Origin of the sequence: Mangrovimonas yunxiaonensis, assembly GCF_000733475.1 — a bacterium.
Taxonomy (GTDB): domain Bacteria; phylum Bacteroidota; class Bacteroidia; order Flavobacteriales; family Flavobacteriaceae; genus Mangrovimonas; species Mangrovimonas yunxiaonensis.
The window spans coordinates 155,159-171,311 of sequence record NZ_JPFK01000005.1 but is presented as its reverse complement, the minus strand read 5'-3'; the positions used below and the strand labels follow the sequence as shown (position 1 = coordinate 171,311).

The window sequence follows — 16,153 nt, the reverse complement described above, 5'->3', positions numbered from 1 at the left end:
AGGCAACCCTGCATTTTATAGTTCATTTGGAATAAAATCCAAAAAGATGCTTATTTTTACAGCTACACATAATATATGTAGCTGTTTTTAGTTATGTATAAACCTAATACAACCAACGTTGAAGACATCTTTTAAGTCCATAATAGTTTTAATATCAGCAACTTTAATCGTGGTTTCCTGCTCTAGGAAAAAGGATCGTTTTTTAAGTCGAAACTACCACGCCGTAACCGCAGAATATAATACGCTTTTTAATGGGTACAGTGCGTTGGAGCTAGGCCGCATGTCGGTAAACGAATCTTACCAAGACGATTATTGGGAAATTCTTCCTATAGAGCGCATGCAAATTATGGAAGAGGTGATGTTGCCGGGAGAAAGCAAAAATGAAAATTTTACACGAGCCGAAGAAAAAGCCATTAAAGCGGTGCAAATGCACGGCATGAACATTAATGGCAAGGAAAAAAACCCGCAAATAGACGAAGCCTATTTACTGTTGGGAAAAGCCAGGTATTTCGACCAGCGTTTTATTCCTGCCTTAGAGGCTTTTAACTACATTCTGTACAAATACCCCGCCAGCGATAAAATAAACCAAGCTAAAGTATGGCGGGAAAAAACAAACATCCGTTTAGAAAATGATGATCTGGCCATAGAAAACCTAAAGGAATTGCTAGAAGACACCCCAGATATAGATGGGCAAGACCTAGCCGACGCCACCTCTATGTTGGCCCAGGCATACATTAATACCAAAGATTTAGATAGTGCTATTGTGCAATTGGAGATTGCAAGCCAAAACACCAATAGTCATGACGAGCGCGGCCGCTACCGTTTTATTCAAGGACAGCTTTATAACGCCTTGGGCAAAACAGATAGCGCAAATTATGCCTTTGATAGGGTGATAGATTTAAACCGAAAAACACCAAGAGCCTACCTTATAAACGCCCATATAGAAAAAGCCAAGAATTTTGACTATAACGAAGGAGACAAACTAGCCTTTTTAGAGCTCCTAACCGATTTGGAGGAAAACAGGGAAAACCGTCCTTTTTTAGATAAAATCTACCACCAAATAGCCGAATACCACATGAGTAACACGGCAGATTCCCTAGGGTTGGCCTATTACAACAAATCGCTAAGAACAAACTCTAGAGACAAAAAACTGGTTGCTAGAAATTACGAGATTTTAGGCGATTACGCCTTCGATCACGCCAAGTACAAACTTGCGGGGGCTTATTACGACAGCACCATGTTAAACATGGAAAAAAACAAAAAGCCCTACCGCATTATTAAGCGCAAGCGAGACAATTTGGAAGATGTTATTTATTACGAAGACCTTGCCAATGCCAACGACAGTATTTTAAGATTGGTAGGCATGGACGAACAAGCGCGTTTGGCTTTTTTTAGCACCTATACCACCCAGTTAAAGGAGCAAGCCGAGGCCGAAAAGGAACGCCAAGAAATTGCCGAAAGAAAACAAGGCTTGGCCACGGTAAATAACGAGATTAATAACCAAATAGCAAGAGGAGCAGGCCCTGGTGGGCAAGCTGCGAGCTTTTATTTTTATAACCTAACCACGGTTGCTTACGGTAAAAACGAATTTGTTAAGATTTGGGGCGACAGACCTTTAGAAGATGATTGGCGCTGGGCCTCGAAGCAAACCTCTAAAGTTAACCTAGAACAAGTAGCCGATACCGCGGTAGTCGCATCGGAAGAGACGCTTTTCGATCCAGAATTCTACATAAAACAATTGCCAACAGAACAAAAGGCAATCGATAGTATTGTAAAGGAGAGAAACTTTGCGTATTACCAATTAGGGGTGATTTACAAAGAAAAGTTTAAAGAATACCAGCTCTCTAAAACCAAGTTTACCGAGCTGTTGGCTAACAATCCAGAGGACAAACTGGTATTGCCTTCAAAATATAACTTGTACAAGATTTACGAGTTGTTGGGAGAAAACGACGAAGCCGCGATTGCAAAAAATGAAATTATAGCCAATTACCCGGAATCGCGCTACGCTAAAATTCTCTTAAACCCAGAGCTGGCAAATCAGCAGGATGAAAATAGCCCAGAGCATATTTACAAAACGTTGTATGCCGAGTTGGACCATCAAAACTACCAACACATTATAGCGCGCTGCAATGCCTTACTACTCACTTTTGAAGGCGACCCCATGGTGCCAAAGTTCGAGCTTTTAAAGGCACGTGCTATAGGGCGGTTGTACGGGTTTCAAGACTACTCCAAAGCCATAAACGATGTAGCTCTTAATTATGCCAATACCCCAGAAGGCATACAAGCCCAGAAAATTGTAGACGAGGTCTTGCCAAAACTTGCAGACGATACCTTTGTAACAAACGAGGATGAAGCGCGTAATTTTAAAGTGGCTTACAGCTTTAATAACCCAACAGAAGAGGCTATAGGTGCCTTTATAAAAGAACTTGAGGCAAACATAAAAGACGTTAAGATTTTTAATCTAACGTTATCTGTAGATGTGTATCAGGCAGACACCGTGCTGGTTTTAATACACGGTCTAACAAGTTTTGAAGGCGCCAAAGGATATGCCTTGTCGCTTCAGGAAAAGAAAGAGCATACGGTAAAACATCCGTTTTTTGTAGTCTCTTCGGCAAATTATAAAATCATACAAACACATAAAAACTTGGAAGCTTACCTAGGCACCCAAGAAACCAATAATTAAAAAAAAAGCAGTTTATCATGTTCTCTGAAAAACAAAAAGATAAAAGTGTGTTAGACCCCAAATCTAGTCAGAACTTAATCTCAAAAGGCACAAAACTAATAGGCGACCTTACAAGCGAAGGCGACCTAAGAATAGACGGTACAATAGAAGGCAATGTAAATACCCCGGGAAAGGTGGTTGTTGGCAAAACAGGCTATGTAAATGGCACGCTAAATGGCACAGATGCTCATTTTGAAGGCAAGTTTTCTGGAAAACTATCTGTAAATGGCACGCTAACGCTTAAGGCTACAGCCTTTATAGAAGGCGAGGTAGAAGTGGGCAAACTAGCCGTAGAGCCTGGGGCTACGTTTAATGTAACCTGCGCTATGAAAGGTGCGGTAAAGGACTTTAACCAAGGTGAACAAAAACAAACCAAACAAGGGCGGTCAGCTTAAAAATTTCGCAATCCTTTCTGGGGTGGCCATTCAAATGGGGGTTACCATTTACCTTTTTGTTAAATTAGGAAAATGGCTAGACGCGAAGTACAACCCGGGCGGAAAGGCGGGCCTAATTATTTTTACCCTTTTAGGGGTAGGGGTGTCGCTTTATGTTGTTTTAAAACAGCTTAATAAAATTAATGAAGACTAAACGGTTTTTGGGTTATATACTCGGTATAGCAATTGCTTCTGCAATTGCTTTTTTTATCCATCAGTTTGTATTGGTGCAATTAGAAATTCCGCCCTATGCCAATAGCATTGTGCTTTCCTACGTGATTAACACCCTACTAGCCATAGCGGTATTGGCGCTTTTGTTTTTGCTTAGAAAGCGGTTGAAGGATCAGTTGGGGTTTTTGTTTATGGCGGGCAGCCTTTTAAAGTTTGCCGTTTTCTTTATCGTTTTTTTCCCAATATACAATGCCGATGGCGATTTAAGTCGGCTCGAGTTTGTTACGTTTTTCATTCCGTATGCTACCTGTTTATTTACAGAAACTTACAGTGCCATTAAACTCTTAAGCACAATAGAATAAAGCAGGAAGCAGCCTTAAAAAAATAATGTGGAATTTTGTTTTTTGATTTTGATAGAAAAGCATACCTTTGCACCGATTTTTAGGCCACTATTATTTAAGTGATATGCAAAACATATTTTCGTTAAAGACCATTTGCTTACTGTTCGTTTTTGTAACGACTTTTTCGTTTGCGAAAGAGACCAAGGCAGAAGCAGGGGAAAACGACATTAAAACAGAGATCAAAGAATATATTGATCACCACTTGTTAGACTCATACGATTTCAGTTTATTTTCTTACACCAAAGATAACGGAGAGCACGTGTACGTGGGGTTTCCGTTACCTGTAATTTTGTGGGATGATGGCTTAAAGGTATTCTCGTCTTCAAAATTAAAGCATGGTGAAACCGTTGCTGAGGTAGGTGGTAATTACTACAAGTCGTACCACGGTAAGATTTACAAGACCGATGCCGAAGGGACAATTACTTACGACGAGGCCCATCACCCAACCAATGTAAAGCCGTTGGATTTTTCAATCACCAAAAACGTATTTACCATATTAATAGTAGGGTTGCTTATGTTCTTGATGTTCGGTTCTATGGCAAAATCTTACAAAAACGGTGCCTTGCCAAAAGGTATGGGGCGCTTTTTAGAGCCTATCGTACTTTATATTCGCGACGATATTGCCATTCCAAATATTGGTAAAAAACACTACAAGCGTTATATGAGCTTCTTGTTAACCATTTTCTTCTTTATCTGGATTGTTAACCTGTTAGGATTAACACCACTTGGAGTAAATGTAACAAACAACATAGCTGTTACATTGGCCTTGGCCTTATTAACGTTTTTAATTACAAATTTTACAGCCAACAAAAGCTATTGGGGACACATTTTCTGGATGCCAGGTGTGCCAAAACTAATGCGTATTGTGTTAGCACCAATCGAATTGTTGGGGATATTCATTAAGCCGTTCTCATTATTAATCCGTTTGTATGCAAACATTACAGCGGGCCATATTGTACTAATGAGTATTATAGGTATGATGTTTATCTTTAAAAACTGGATAGGAAGCTCGTTGTCTTTCGGATTAGCGTTTGCCCTATCGTTGTTAGAGTTGTTGGTTGCGGCTTTACAAGCTTACATCTTCACCATGCTATCGGCCCTGTATTTTGGTCAAGCGGTAGAAGAGCACGACGACCACTAAAAGTTGAATGTTTAATTTTTTAATATATATATTATGACAGGTTTAAATTTCATTGGAGCTGGATTAATCGTTATCGGTGCTGCTTTAGGTATCGGTAGAATCGGTGGTCAAGCAATGGACGCTATTGCTCGCCAACCAGAAGCTTCTGGAAAAATCCAAACAGCTATGCTTATTGCAGCTGCACTTATTGAAGGTATTGGATTTGCTGCTTTATTCGCAGCTTAAAAACACAAACAACAGTTATAACGGTTGGTTATAACTGTTGTTTTTAAAAAGAAAAATTAAGGGTATTACAACAATAATATAAATGGAAAAATTAATTAACGAATTTTCGATTGGCTTGTTCTTCTGGATGTTAGTGCTTTTTGTAGCATTGGTATTCTTGTTAAGAAAATTTGCCTGGAAACCGATACTCGACGCTGTAGAAACCAGAGAGAGCGGTATTGAAAATGCATTGAAAGCAGCAGAGAATGCTAAGTTGGAAATGCAAAACCTGCAAGCAGACAACGAGCGTTTATTGCAAGAAGCCCGTGCCGAGCGCGAGGCCATGCTTAAAGATGCCAGAGAGCTTAAGGCTAAAATGATTGCCGATGCAGAAGAAGATGCTCAAGCAAAAGCAAACAAAATGATCGAGCAAGCTCAAGCGGCTATCGAGGGAGAGAAAAAAGCTGCCATGGCAGAACTTAAAAACCACGTGGCAACCTTATCTTTAGAGATTGCCGAAAAAGTGGTTCGCGACGAGTTGTCGAGCAAAGACAAGCAAATGGAGTTGGTAGAGTCGATGTTGGTTGACGCTAAATTAAACTAATTATGGCAGGAGCAAGAGCAGCAGTACGTTACGCAAAAGCAGTATTGGATTTGGCCCAAAGCCAAAACGCTGCAGAGGCTATCAATAACGATATGCTAACCATATCGCAAACCATAGCAGAAAGTCAGGAGTTAAACGATTTTCTTCAAAACCCAGTCGTACGATCATCTGTTAAACAAGCAGCCTTGACAGAAGTGTTTAAAGGGACGCACGACATTACCGGGAAATTGGTAGCGCTTTTAATGGACAATAAGCGTATTGCCCTGTTGGGCGCTGTAGCCAAAAGCTACACACAACTTTTTGCCCAGTTACAAGGTACCCAAACAGCTAAAGTAACTACAGCAGTGCCTTTAAGCGGTGAGCTAGAGCAAAAAGTATTGGCTAAGGTAACCGAGCTTACAGGAAAAGCTGTAAACATAGAAAACATTGTAGATGAAAGCATTTTAGGAGGTTTCATTTTACGTGTAGGCGACATTCAGTACAATGCAAGTATCGCCAACAAATTAAACAGATTAAAAAGAGAATTTACATTAAATTAAAAACGTTAGGATTAGTTTACATCTAATATCTAACATCTAATATCTAAATAAGATGGCAGAAGTTAAACCAGCTGAAATATCAGCAATCTTAAAACAACAACTATCAGGTTTTGAAGCAGGTGCTTCATTAGACGAAGTAGGAACAGTACTAACCGTAGGTGATGGTATTGCACGTGTTTACGGCTTATCAAACGCACAATACGGCGAGTTGGTAGAGTTTGAAAATGGTCTTGAAGGAATCGTTTTAAACTTAGAAGAAGATAACGTAGGGGTTGTATTGTTAGGGCCTTCAAAAGAAATTAAAGAAGGCGCTACAGTAAAACGTACCACGCGTATTGCCTCTATTAATGTAGGTGAAGGTATTGTTGGACGTGTTGTTGATACATTAGGGAACCCAATAGACGGAAAAGGTCCTATTGAAGGGAAAACTTACGAAATGCCATTAGAGCGTAAAGCACCTGGTGTAATTTACCGTCAGCCAGTAAACGAACCACTACAAACAGGTATTAAATCTATCGATGCGATGATTCCTGTAGGTCGTGGACAACGTGAGTTGGTAATTGGTGACCGTCAAACTGGTAAAACTACGGTGTGTATCGATACCATCTTAAACCAAAAAGAATTTTACGATGCAGGCGAGCCTGTATACTGTATATATGTTGCTGTAGGCCAAAAGGCTTCTACCGTAGCAAACATTGCTAAAACCTTAGAAGACAAAGGTGCTTTAGCGTATACCACTATAGTTGCTGCAAACGCATCAGACCCTGCACCTATGCAGGTATATGCCCCTTTCGCAGGTGCTGCAATTGGTGAGTATTTTAGAGATACTGGTCGTCCAGCATTAATTATTTACGATGATTTATCTAAACAAGCGGTTGCGTATCGTGAGGTATCGTTATTATTACGTCGTCCACCAGGACGTGAGGCGTATCCTGGAGACGTTTTCTACTTACACTCGCGTTTATTAGAGCGTTCGGCTAAAGTAATTGCCGATGATGAGATTGCTAAGAACATGAACGATTTACCAGATTCGTTAAAGCCAATCGTAAAAGGAGGCGGGTCGTTAACGGCACTTCCAATTATCGAAACACAAGCAGGAGACGTATCGGCATATATCCCAACCAACGTAATTTCGATTACCGATGGTCAGATCTTCTTAGAATCAGATTTATTTAACTCTGGTGTGCGACCAGCGATTAACGTAGGTATTTCGGTATCTCGTGTAGGTGGTTCGGCTCAGATTAAATCCATGAAAAAAGTAGCAGGTACCTTAAAATTAGACCAAGCACAGTTCCGCGAATTAGAAGCGTTTGCTAAGTTTGGTTCAGACCTAGATGCTGCAACACTTAACGTAATTGAAAAAGGGAAGCGTAACGTAGAGATCTTAAAGCAAGCGCAAAACGATCCGTTTACAGTAGAAGATCAGGTAGCCATTATCTATGCAGGTTCTAAAAACCTATTAAGAGATGTTCCTGTAGAGAAAGTAAAAGAATTTGAAAGAGACTTCCTAGAATTCCTAAATGCAAAGCACAGAGGTATTTTAGATACGCTTAAAGCAGGAAAATTAACCGACGAGGTTACAGATACTCTAGCTTCTGTAGCAAAAGACTTATCGGCTAAATATAAAGCATAACAAAGATTTTAGTATTGAGTAGTGAGTGTTTTTGCTCACTACTGAATACTCAATACTAATTACTGAAATATGGCTAACTTAAAAGAAATACGTAACAGAATATCATCGGTGTCTTCAACCATGCAGATTACCAGTGCCATGAAAATGGTATCGGCTGCTAAGTTGAAAAAAGCCCAAGATGCTATTACTGCCATGCGTCCATATGCAGACAAATTAACCGAGCTTTTACAAAGTTTAAGCGCCACGTTAGAAGGTGACTCTGGAAGTGCTTTTGCGGCACAACGTGAGGTAAAGAAGGTTCTTATTGTTGCCATTACCTCTAATAGAGGACTGTGTGGGGCATTCAACTCAAACATCATTAAAGAGGTTAATCGTTTAACTAATGAAACCTATTCTGGTAAGGACGTTTCGTTTGTTGTTATAGGTAAAAAGGCAAACGATGCCTTAGCAAAAAAGCAACAAGTTATTGCAAATAACAGTAGCGTTTTTGATGACTTAACATTCGATAATGTTGCAGAAATAGCCCAAACAATTATGGATAAATTTATTGCTGGCGAATTTGATAAAGTAGAAGTTGTTTACAACCGTTTTAAAAATGCCGCCACGCAAATTGTAATGACAGAGCAGTTTTTACCAATTGTCCCTGTAGCGAACGATAAAAATGTAAATTTAGATTACATTTTTGAGCCTTCGAAGCTGGAAATCGTAGAAACACTTATCCCTAAGTCGTTAAAAACACAGTTGTACAAAGCTATTAGAGACTCGTTTGCTTCTGAGCACGGTGCCCGTATGACGGCCATGCACAAAGCAACCGATAATGCAACAGAATTAAGAGATCAGTTAAAACTGACGTATAACAAAGCACGTCAGGCTGCTATTACCAACGAAATCCTTGAAATTGTTGGTGGTGCAGAAGCTTTAAATAACTAAAAGTGTCATGCTGAACTTAACTTCAGCATCTCATAATACAAAAGAAACCTCACCAATTTGGTGAGGTTTTTTTATGGCATTATGTTTGAAGTTGTACCTTTATAAAAACAGAAACCCTTGTAGCCATGTTTAAAAAGCTGCTTCTTGCAATAACAACAATGATATTTTTAACCGGATTTTCGCAATGTTCAAGCACTAAAACACTTCAAGACACAGCGCCTTTTACCTTGGGCGAAGTGTCTTACCAAAAGTGGGTAGCCGGAATTCAAGGCGGTGGATCTGGGATAAATATATTTATTCCAGTGACAAACAAACCTGCCAATGTGGTATTGGATAGTGTTTATTATAAAGACCAAGTTGCAAAACTAGAAACCAAGCCAGAGCAGCCGGCAATGTATATTGCTAGGTTTTCTATGCCAGACAACCAAAACGATTTGGTTATTAGTAGCGACCCTAAAAGTGAGTATGGCAATACCGTAGCCGTTAAAGTTGTGCCTCCCTTTCCTATTTTGGAAGGCGAAATTCTAATAAGCTACCTGCAGGATAACAAACGCCGCTATTATAAAGCAGATGAGCTGGTAGAAAAGCAGCCATTTCAATATCCTTCGGCGCCTCCAAAGCAACCGTAATTCGCATTGCATTTCCTTGATTAAAACCCTATATTTAGCAGAGTTAAAAATAAACGTTTGAGCGCCTTTCAAAAACTTTTTAAACAAACATTCATTTATGGTTTAGCCACGGTTTTACCACGCATGTTAAGTTTTTTACTTGTCCCGCTATATACAACAGAAGGCGTTTTGTCATCGGTAGCAGAGTATGGGAAAGTATCGGTTATTTTTTCCTATTTTGTTTTGTTTAACGTGGTTTTGGCCTATGGTATGGAAACTGCTTTTTTCAGGTTTTTCAATAAGGAAAAAGACAAACAGAACGTAATTAACACTTCGGCCATTTCATTAATGGTGTCTTCCTTAGGCTTTTTTATTTTAGCATTATTACTTAATACGCAAATCGCAACATTTATAGATATAGATGTTGCTTACATTAAACTCGTTATTTGGATTTTACTCCTCGATGCCTTGGTTATTATTCCTTTTGCTTGGCTACGAGCGACACAACAACCCATGCGCTACGCCGTAATAAAAATACTTAATGTGGCCATAAGCCTAGGCTTAAACCTTTTCTTTTTAATAGCGTTAAAAAAGCTGGCAGCTCAAAATGCGCTTTTTAATAGCATATACACACCAAATTTTGAAATAAACTACATCTTTATTGCAAACCTAGTAGCAAGTGCCGTTACCTTACTGTTTATGCTTTCATTTTACACCAAGATAACGTTTAAGTTTGATAAGGTGCTTTGGAAAAAAATGATGCAATACGGAATGCCGGTATTAATCGCTGGTATAGCCTTTTCGGTAAATGAAACCTTCGACCGTATTTTGTTAGATAAGCTACTGCCAGAAAGCATTGCCGAAACCGAAATAGGCATGTATTCTGCCTGTTATAAAATAGCCGTATTCATGACGTTGTTTGCAACAGCTTACAGGTTGGGGATCGAGCCCTTCTTTTTTAGCCATGCCAAAAGTGCCAATCCGCAAAAAAATTATGCGCGGATTTTAGAATTTTTCGTGGCTTTTGGAGCCGTTATTTTGCTTTTTGTAGTTGTTTTTGCAGACTTTTTAAAACCAATTATTGTAAGAAGTGAAGCCTATTGGGAGGCCATGTGGATTGTACCCATTATTTTATTGGCCAATTTTTGCTTGGGCATTTATCACAATCTTTCGGTGTGGTATAAAATTACCGACCGCACTAAATTTGGAGCATACATTTCGGTTGTTGGGGCAATAATAACCCTATTAATAAACCTGTTGTTTATCAAAACCTATGGCTACAAAGCATCGGCTGTGGCTACATTGTTAGCCTATGCAACCATGATGCTGCTGTCGTATTACTTTGGAAAGAAATATTACCCAATACCGTACAATCTAAAAAAAATAGGCCTGTATTTATTGCTCTCCGTAGGGTTTTCCTTCATAAGTTTTTATCAATTTAGATACAATTACGCTATTGGTATTTCCCTCTTAATTGTATTTTTGAGTATCGTTTTCCTATTAGAGAAAAACGACATTAAACAACTATTAAACAGAAAACAATGACCATAAAAATCATCAATAAATCCAATCACGACTTACCACATTACGAAACCCTAGCCTCGGCAGGTATGGACTTGCGTGCCAACCTTTCAGAGCCTAGAACATTAAAGCCTCTGGAGCGTACTATTGTTGGTACAGGCTTGTTTATAGAATTGCCCGTAGGTTACGAAGCCCAAGTGCGTCCGCGTAGTGGTTTGGCCGCAAAAAAGGGCATTACCGTTTTAAATGCCCCAGGAACTATCGATGCCGATTATCGTGGCGAAATAGGCGTGATTTTAGTGAATTTATCCAACGAAGAATTTACCATTAACAACGGCGAGCGTATTGCTCAAATGGTCATCGCCAAACACGAACGCGCCGAATGGCAACAAGTAACCGAACTTACCGAAACCGATAGAGGTGAAGGCGGTTTTGGAAGTACAGGAACAAAATGATTAACGAGTTAAGATTTTTGATTTACGATATCAAGATTTTAAAAAATATTAAAGAAAAGAAAACTGTCTAACTTCTAATATCTAGTAGCGAAGCGGTCTAACATCTAAAAAAACATGAAAATAATTGTACCTATGGCGGGTCGTGGTTCTCGACTGCGCCCACATACACTAACCGTACCCAAACCATTAATTCCTGTGGCCGGGATGCCTATTGTGCATCGTTTGGTTAGGGATATTGCGAAAATATTAAAACAACCCATAGAAGAAGTGGCCTTTGTGTTGGGCGATCCCGCTTTTTTTGGCGATGATGTGGTAGAAAGCCTTCAGGCATTAGGCGCAAGCTTAGGCGCAAAAACCTCAATTTACCGCCAAGATAAACCCCTAGGAACCGGACACGCGATTATGAGCGCCAAAGCATCGTTGTCAGGTCCGGCTGTTGTGGCCTATGCCGATACACTAATTCGTGCCGATTTCGATTTAGACCCCCAAGCCGATGCCGTAATTTGGACCAAGCAAGTAGAAAACCCAGAAGCGTATGGCGTTGTTAATTTAAACAGCAAGAACGAGATTACCGAATTGGTCGAAAAACCAAAACAGTTTGTAAGCGACCAAGCCGTGATAGGCATTTACTATTTTAAGGATATAGGCCTTTTAAAACAAAAACTGCAACAAATCCTAGACGAAAACATCATGCACGGTGGCGAATACCAAATTAACGATGGCATTAAACGCATGATGGCAGACGGTAAGGTGTTTAAAACAGGAACGGTCGATGAGTGGATGGACTGTGGCAACAAAACCGTAACCATAGAAACCAACACCAAAATGCTTCATTTTTTAGATCAGGAAGGTGAAAAACTGGTGAGCGATTCGGTGACGTTAAATAACGCCAAAATCATTCCTCCTTGTTTTATAGGCGAAAATGTGGTGCTGAACAATACAACTGTAGGACCAAACGTTTCTATAGGAAACAATACAACCCTAGAAAATTCAACCGTTAAAAATAGCTTAATTCAAAACCAAACTAGTATTAAAAATGCTAATTTAGATAACGCTATGATAGGGAACCATGTTATCTACAATGGCGAGTTTACATCAATAAGCATTGGCGATTATTCTGTTTTGGAATAAAACTCCTGCTTAGGCAGGAACCTTATTTATAAGTTTGGAACAACTTTTGAAATCAATGAGCCATTCAGAGCGTTAGCGAAGCATTTAATATGAAACTAAAACAACACCTAGTAAAACTCTTAATCGTACTGTTTTTAGTGCCAAGTTTTACTATGGCGCAAGTCGATTTTAACAAAACTCCAGACGACGATCTTGGTAATGTTGAAGACGAGTTTCAGCAACATTTTTTCGAAGCCTTAAAACAAAAAGGCATAGAAAATTACGACCGCGCCATCGAGGCCCTAAAAAAATGCCTTAATATTAAAAGCGATCTTGCGGTAGTCTATTACGAGTTGGGCAAAAACTACAACAAGCTTAAAAACTTTGGCGAAGCGGAAAATGCTTTAAAAGAAGCTATTTCTATAGACGAAGACAACGAATGGTACTTAGATGAGCTTTACGATGTTTACATTCAGCAAAACGATCTTAAACACGCCATAAAGACCGTTGAGCAATTGGTTAAGTATCACCCCGACTACAAAGAAGATCTGGCAACCCTATATGTTAAAACCGAAAAATATAAGGATGCCTTAAAGCTGTTGGACGAACTGGATGCGGCTTATGGGGTGTCGACAAGTCGCGATATTTTAAGAAACCAAGTGTATAAGGCCACAGGAAAGAAAAAAGATCAAATTGAAAATTTAGAGGAACGTGTCGAGGGCAATCCCGATGAGGAGTCTAATTACCTGGCCTTAATTTACCGTTATAGCGAAAACAACCAAAAGGAAGAAGCCTTTAAAACCGCTAAAAAGCTTTTGGAAATCAAGCCGAATTCAGAATTGGTGCACTTGGCTTTGTATAAATTTTATTTGGAAGATGGCGATGCCGAAAAAGCAATTGCCTCAATGCAGGTGGTGTTAAAAAGCATGCAAATTAAGCCTCAGGCCAAAACAATGGTCCTAACCGATTTTGTTAAGTTCGCAAAGGCTCACCCCGAGTACGAGTCCCATTTGGTTGAAGCCACAACCCTAGCCAACACTAACAGCCCAGAAAGCTACGAAGAAGTGGCGCAGTATTTCCTTTTAAAAGGTCAAAAGGAAAAAGCACTAACATACTTTGAAAAGGCTTTAAGCCTAGAAGGAAACAATTTTGGACTGCTACGGAACATCCTGTTGCTTAAAATAGACTTAAAGCGTTATGACGAGGTGGCCAAACAAAGCACCGACGCTTTGGTTATGTACCCCTCGCAGCCAGTTATTTACCTAATTAACGGGGTTGCTTTAAGCAACCTAAACCAGCACCAGCAAGCCATAGAGGTCTTAAATATGGGGGTGGACTACATTGTAGAAGATGATAACATGCTATCGGATTTCTACATGCAACTTAGCATTGCCCATACCCAGTTAAACCACATAGAAAAAGGAAAACGTTTTCGCGATAAAGCCCAAAAACTTCAACCTACAGACTAATGAAAACAAGATTTTATAAAAAACAGGTCTGGATGGCTGTGGTTTTTACGGCAGTGCTTTTTGGGTGTAAAACCAAGCAGGGCGTTACCACAGCAACTGTAAACCCCAACCTGTCCATAAAAGAGGTTATTAAGGCAAATTCCAAAACGCAGCCCGAGTTTAAAACCCTACAGGCCAAAGTACGCATTACCTATACCCAAGAAACTAATGCGCAATCGCATACCGTAACCCTACGCATGTTAAAAGACGAGGTTATTTGGCTAACGGCCCCTTTAAACATTGTGCGTGCTAAAATAACTCCAGAGGGCGTGGGGTTTTACAACAAGCTAGACAACACCTATTTTAAGGGTGGGTTTGATTATATTAGTGATATTTTGGGCACCGAGGTCGATTTCGGAAAAGTACAAAACCTATTGCTTGGGCAGCCACTATTTGGTGTAGATAAAACCAATTACACCATGTCTCTGCACGAAAACAGCTATTTGATTCAGCCCAACGAGCAATCAACTTTTTTTGAGCTTTTTTACATTATAAATACGGCCCTAAAGCTGGAGTCGCAGCAATTGGCCCAAATAAGCACCCAGCGCTTTTTACAAATAGATTATTTAGAATACCAAACTGTAGAGCGCCAACAGCTGCCACAGGCCATAAAGGTGATTTCTTTAGAAGGCGACCAGGAAATTTTAATAGAACTAGAATTCAAATCGGTATCTTTGAACCAAGATTTAAGATATCCGTTTAAAATTCCGTCAGGATATGATGAAATTGAGCTCGAATAAATGATAAATATCCATAAAAGCCCATACGTTTTTTTTCTTTTTTTCTTGCTGTTAGGCAGTACGCTATCGTATTCGCAAAGTAAAAAACAGCAGGAATTAGAGGCGCGCCGCCAAGAACTACGCAAAGAAATTCAACAAATTAACAATTTGCTTTTTACAAACAAGAGCAAGAAAAAATCGCAAACTACCTTAATTGAGGACGTAAACTATAAGATTAGTGTTCAAAAAAACCTAATTAAGATCACCAACCAGCAGGCAAACTTATTAACGCGGGAAATTAATGCCAATCAGAAAAAAATAACCGAGTTGCGCGAAGAGCTTGAAACTCTAAAAGCGAACTACGCTAAAATGATTGTGCATGCTTACAAAAGCAAGAGTGAGCAAAGTAGGATTATGTTTTTGCTGTCGTCAAGCAATTTTAAACAAGCCTATAAGCGCCTTCAGTATCTTGCCCAATACGCCAAGTACCAGCGAGAGCAGGGCGAAGCCATAAAAACCAAAACCGCCGAGCTGCAGACTATAAATCAGGATTTACTGCGCCAAAAAAAGGACAAACAAAAACTGATTGAAGAAAACCGGGTAGCGCAACGCGAGCTGGAAAAGGAACTGTCGCAGCACAGGGTGCTAATGGCCTCTATTAATCAAAACCTGAGCAAGTACAGTCGCCAAATTAAACAAAAACAACAAGAGGCAAGAGCCATAGATCGTGAGATAGAAAAGATTATCCGCGAAGCGATTGCAAAGTCGAATAAAGCAGCCGGTAAAACCACAAAGGCCACAAGCACCTTCTCATTAACTCCAGAAGATAGGGCTTTGGCAAATAGTTTTGTGTCTAACAAGGGCAAATTGCCCTGGCCAGTAGAAAAAGGCGTGGTTAAATTGCGGTATGGTAGGCAGCCATCGCCTATAGTGCCAACCGTTATGATACAAAGCAATGGCGTGCGTATTGCCACCGAGGAAAGCGCCAAAGTACGCGCCGTTTACAAGGGGCGTGTGATGCGTGTTCAAGCCATAAAACACGGTAATTTAACGGTTATGGTACAGCATGGTAACTACATTACCTCGTACACCAACCTCTCTAAGGTATTTGTAAAAACAGGCGATAACGTAACCACAAAGCAACCTATTGGCGAGGTGTTTACCAACCCAGCCAATGGCGAAAGTATTTTAAGGTTTAGCGTGTTTAAGGAAACCACAACCCAAGACCCCGCCCATTGGATTTATAGAATGTAATAGTTTTCTTTTTTTACAAAAAAGCATAAAAGTAAAATTTGTTGGAGAATTCTTTATGTTTTGCAATTGCTTGTAAAGAGCTAGGAGGCCACACGAGAGGATTTGTGCAGCAGCGTTTAAAATAGAAAACCCCAAGCAGTAAAATTTTACTGCTTGGGGTTCTTTATAGCGTTAACAGGTTTTAAACCATCAAAATAAG

The 16,153-nt window shown here is 39.8% G+C and carries 17 protein-coding genes; all 17 read left to right on the top strand.

The features are described from left to right. The first annotated feature begins 118 nt into the window (after nucleotides 1–118). The 17 genes from porW (at nucleotide 119) to IA57_RS04845 (ending at nucleotide 15,954) form a co-directional block, all read left to right on the top strand. On the top strand, nucleotides 119–2,683 hold the full coding sequence (gene porW / locus IA57_RS04925) for a type IX secretion system periplasmic lipoprotein PorW/SprE (protein ID WP_036120085.1): 2,565 nt from the start codon (nucleotides 119–121) through the stop codon (nucleotides 2,681–2,683). Nucleotides 2,684–2,700: 17 nt separating this feature from the next. Further along, the gene (locus tag IA57_RS04920; protein ID WP_036120083.1) at nucleotides 2,701–3,117 is read left to right on the top strand and encodes a bactofilin family protein; all 417 of its coding nucleotides are present in this window, start codon (nucleotides 2,701–2,703) and stop codon (nucleotides 3,115–3,117) included. Then, complete coding sequence (locus IA57_RS04915) at nucleotides 3,080–3,310, top strand: AtpZ/AtpI family protein (protein WP_051880989.1); 231 nt, start codon at nucleotides 3,080–3,082, stop codon at nucleotides 3,308–3,310. The genes IA57_RS04920 and IA57_RS04915 overlap by 38 nt, the downstream gene beginning before the upstream one ends. A 7-nt stretch (nucleotides 3,311–3,317) precedes the next feature. Continuing rightward, a complete protein-coding gene (locus IA57_RS04910) occupies nucleotides 3,318–3,689 on the top strand; it encodes a DUF6168 family protein (protein ID WP_236625374.1) in 372 nt (123 codons plus the stop codon). 103 nt (nucleotides 3,690–3,792) lie between these two features. Next, the gene (gene atpB / locus IA57_RS04905) at nucleotides 3,793–4,869 is read left to right on the top strand and encodes a F0F1 ATP synthase subunit A (protein WP_036120077.1); all 1,077 of its coding nucleotides are present in this window, start codon (nucleotides 3,793–3,795) and stop codon (nucleotides 4,867–4,869) included. A 33-nt stretch (nucleotides 4,870–4,902) separates the two neighbouring features. Further along, nucleotides 4,903–5,094, top strand: coding sequence for an ATP synthase F0 subunit C (atpE, locus tag IA57_RS04900; protein WP_036120074.1), 192 nt, complete (start codon nucleotides 4,903–4,905; stop codon nucleotides 5,092–5,094). Between the two features lie 82 nt (nucleotides 5,095–5,176). Further along, a complete protein-coding gene (locus tag IA57_RS04895; protein ID WP_036120071.1) occupies nucleotides 5,177–5,677 on the top strand; it encodes a F0F1 ATP synthase subunit B in 501 nt (166 codons plus the stop codon). 2 nt (nucleotides 5,678–5,679) lie between these two features. Continuing rightward, nucleotides 5,680–6,216, top strand: a complete 537-nt coding sequence (gene atpH, locus IA57_RS04890) for an ATP synthase F1 subunit delta (protein ID WP_036120069.1) — start codon at nucleotides 5,680–5,682, stop codon at nucleotides 6,214–6,216. A 52-nt stretch (nucleotides 6,217–6,268) separates the two neighbouring features. Next, nucleotides 6,269–7,849, top strand: a complete 1,581-nt coding sequence (atpA, locus tag IA57_RS04885) for a F0F1 ATP synthase subunit alpha (RefSeq protein WP_036120066.1) — start codon at nucleotides 6,269–6,271, stop codon at nucleotides 7,847–7,849. A gap of 69 nt (nucleotides 7,850–7,918) precedes the next feature. After that, nucleotides 7,919–8,779, top strand: coding sequence for an ATP synthase F1 subunit gamma (gene atpG / locus IA57_RS04880; RefSeq protein WP_036120064.1), 861 nt, complete (start codon nucleotides 7,919–7,921; stop codon nucleotides 8,777–8,779). Between the two features lie 158 nt (nucleotides 8,780–8,937). Then, a complete protein-coding gene (locus IA57_RS04875; RefSeq protein WP_131505674.1) occupies nucleotides 8,938–9,408 on the top strand; it encodes a hypothetical protein in 471 nt (156 codons plus the stop codon). 57 nt (nucleotides 9,409–9,465) lie between these two features. Next, on the top strand, nucleotides 9,466–10,932 hold the full coding sequence (locus IA57_RS04870) for an oligosaccharide flippase family protein (RefSeq protein ID WP_036120054.1): 1,467 nt from the start codon (nucleotides 9,466–9,468) through the stop codon (nucleotides 10,930–10,932). Continuing rightward, nucleotides 10,929–11,363: a dUTP diphosphatase gene (gene dut / locus IA57_RS04865; RefSeq protein ID WP_036120051.1), complete on the top strand. Its 435-nt coding sequence runs from the start codon at nucleotides 10,929–10,931 to the stop codon at nucleotides 11,361–11,363. Before IA57_RS04870 ends, dut begins: the two co-directional genes overlap by 4 nt. Nucleotides 11,364–11,477: 114 nt before the next feature. Beyond that, complete coding sequence (locus tag IA57_RS04860) at nucleotides 11,478–12,494, top strand: sugar phosphate nucleotidyltransferase (RefSeq protein ID WP_036120049.1); 1,017 nt, start codon at nucleotides 11,478–11,480, stop codon at nucleotides 12,492–12,494. 89 nt (nucleotides 12,495–12,583) lie between these two features. After that, the gene (locus IA57_RS04855; protein ID WP_036120047.1) at nucleotides 12,584–13,942 is read left to right on the top strand and encodes a tetratricopeptide repeat protein; all 1,359 of its coding nucleotides are present in this window, start codon (nucleotides 12,584–12,586) and stop codon (nucleotides 13,940–13,942) included. Beyond that, nucleotides 13,942–14,721: a DUF4292 domain-containing protein gene (locus tag IA57_RS04850; RefSeq protein ID WP_229730268.1), complete on the top strand. Its 780-nt coding sequence runs from the start codon at nucleotides 13,942–13,944 to the stop codon at nucleotides 14,719–14,721. The genes IA57_RS04855 and IA57_RS04850 overlap by 1 nt, the downstream gene beginning before the upstream one ends. Beyond that, nucleotides 14,722–15,954, top strand: a complete 1,233-nt coding sequence (locus IA57_RS04845) for a murein hydrolase activator EnvC family protein (protein ID WP_036120044.1) — start codon at nucleotides 14,722–14,724, stop codon at nucleotides 15,952–15,954. The last annotated feature ends 199 nt before the right edge of the window (nucleotides 15,955–16,153 follow it).

Excerpts from the sequence above, each read along its gene's own strand:
- IA57_RS04920 (WP_036120083.1), top strand. The coding sequence starts at position 2,701 with ATGTTCTCTGAAAAACAAAAAGATAAAAGTGTGTTAGACCCCAAATCT.
- atpB (WP_036120077.1), top strand. The coding sequence starts at position 3,793 with ATGCAAAACATATTTTCGTTAAAGACCATTTGCTTACTGTTCGTTTTT.
- atpE (WP_036120074.1), top strand. The coding sequence starts at position 4,903 with ATGACAGGTTTAAATTTCATTGGAGCTGGATTAATCGTTATCGGTGCT.
- IA57_RS04895 (WP_036120071.1), top strand. The coding sequence starts at position 5,177 with ATGGAAAAATTAATTAACGAATTTTCGATTGGCTTGTTCTTCTGGATG.
- atpH (WP_036120069.1), top strand. The coding sequence starts at position 5,680 with ATGGCAGGAGCAAGAGCAGCAGTACGTTACGCAAAAGCAGTATTGGAT.
- atpA (WP_036120066.1), top strand. The coding sequence starts at position 6,269 with ATGGCAGAAGTTAAACCAGCTGAAATATCAGCAATCTTAAAACAACAA.
- atpG (WP_036120064.1), top strand. The coding sequence starts at position 7,919 with ATGGCTAACTTAAAAGAAATACGTAACAGAATATCATCGGTGTCTTCA.
- IA57_RS04875 (WP_131505674.1), top strand. The coding sequence starts at position 8,938 with ATGATATTTTTAACCGGATTTTCGCAATGTTCAAGCACTAAAACACTT.
- dut (WP_036120051.1), top strand. The coding sequence starts at position 10,929 with ATGACCATAAAAATCATCAATAAATCCAATCACGACTTACCACATTAC.
- IA57_RS04860 (WP_036120049.1), top strand. The coding sequence starts at position 11,478 with ATGAAAATAATTGTACCTATGGCGGGTCGTGGTTCTCGACTGCGCCCA.
- IA57_RS04855 (WP_036120047.1), top strand. The coding sequence starts at position 12,584 with ATGAAACTAAAACAACACCTAGTAAAACTCTTAATCGTACTGTTTTTA.
- IA57_RS04850 (WP_229730268.1), top strand. The coding sequence starts at position 13,942 with ATGAAAACAAGATTTTATAAAAAACAGGTCTGGATGGCTGTGGTTTTT.
- IA57_RS04845 (WP_036120044.1), top strand. The coding sequence starts at position 14,722 with ATGATAAATATCCATAAAAGCCCATACGTTTTTTTTCTTTTTTTCTTG.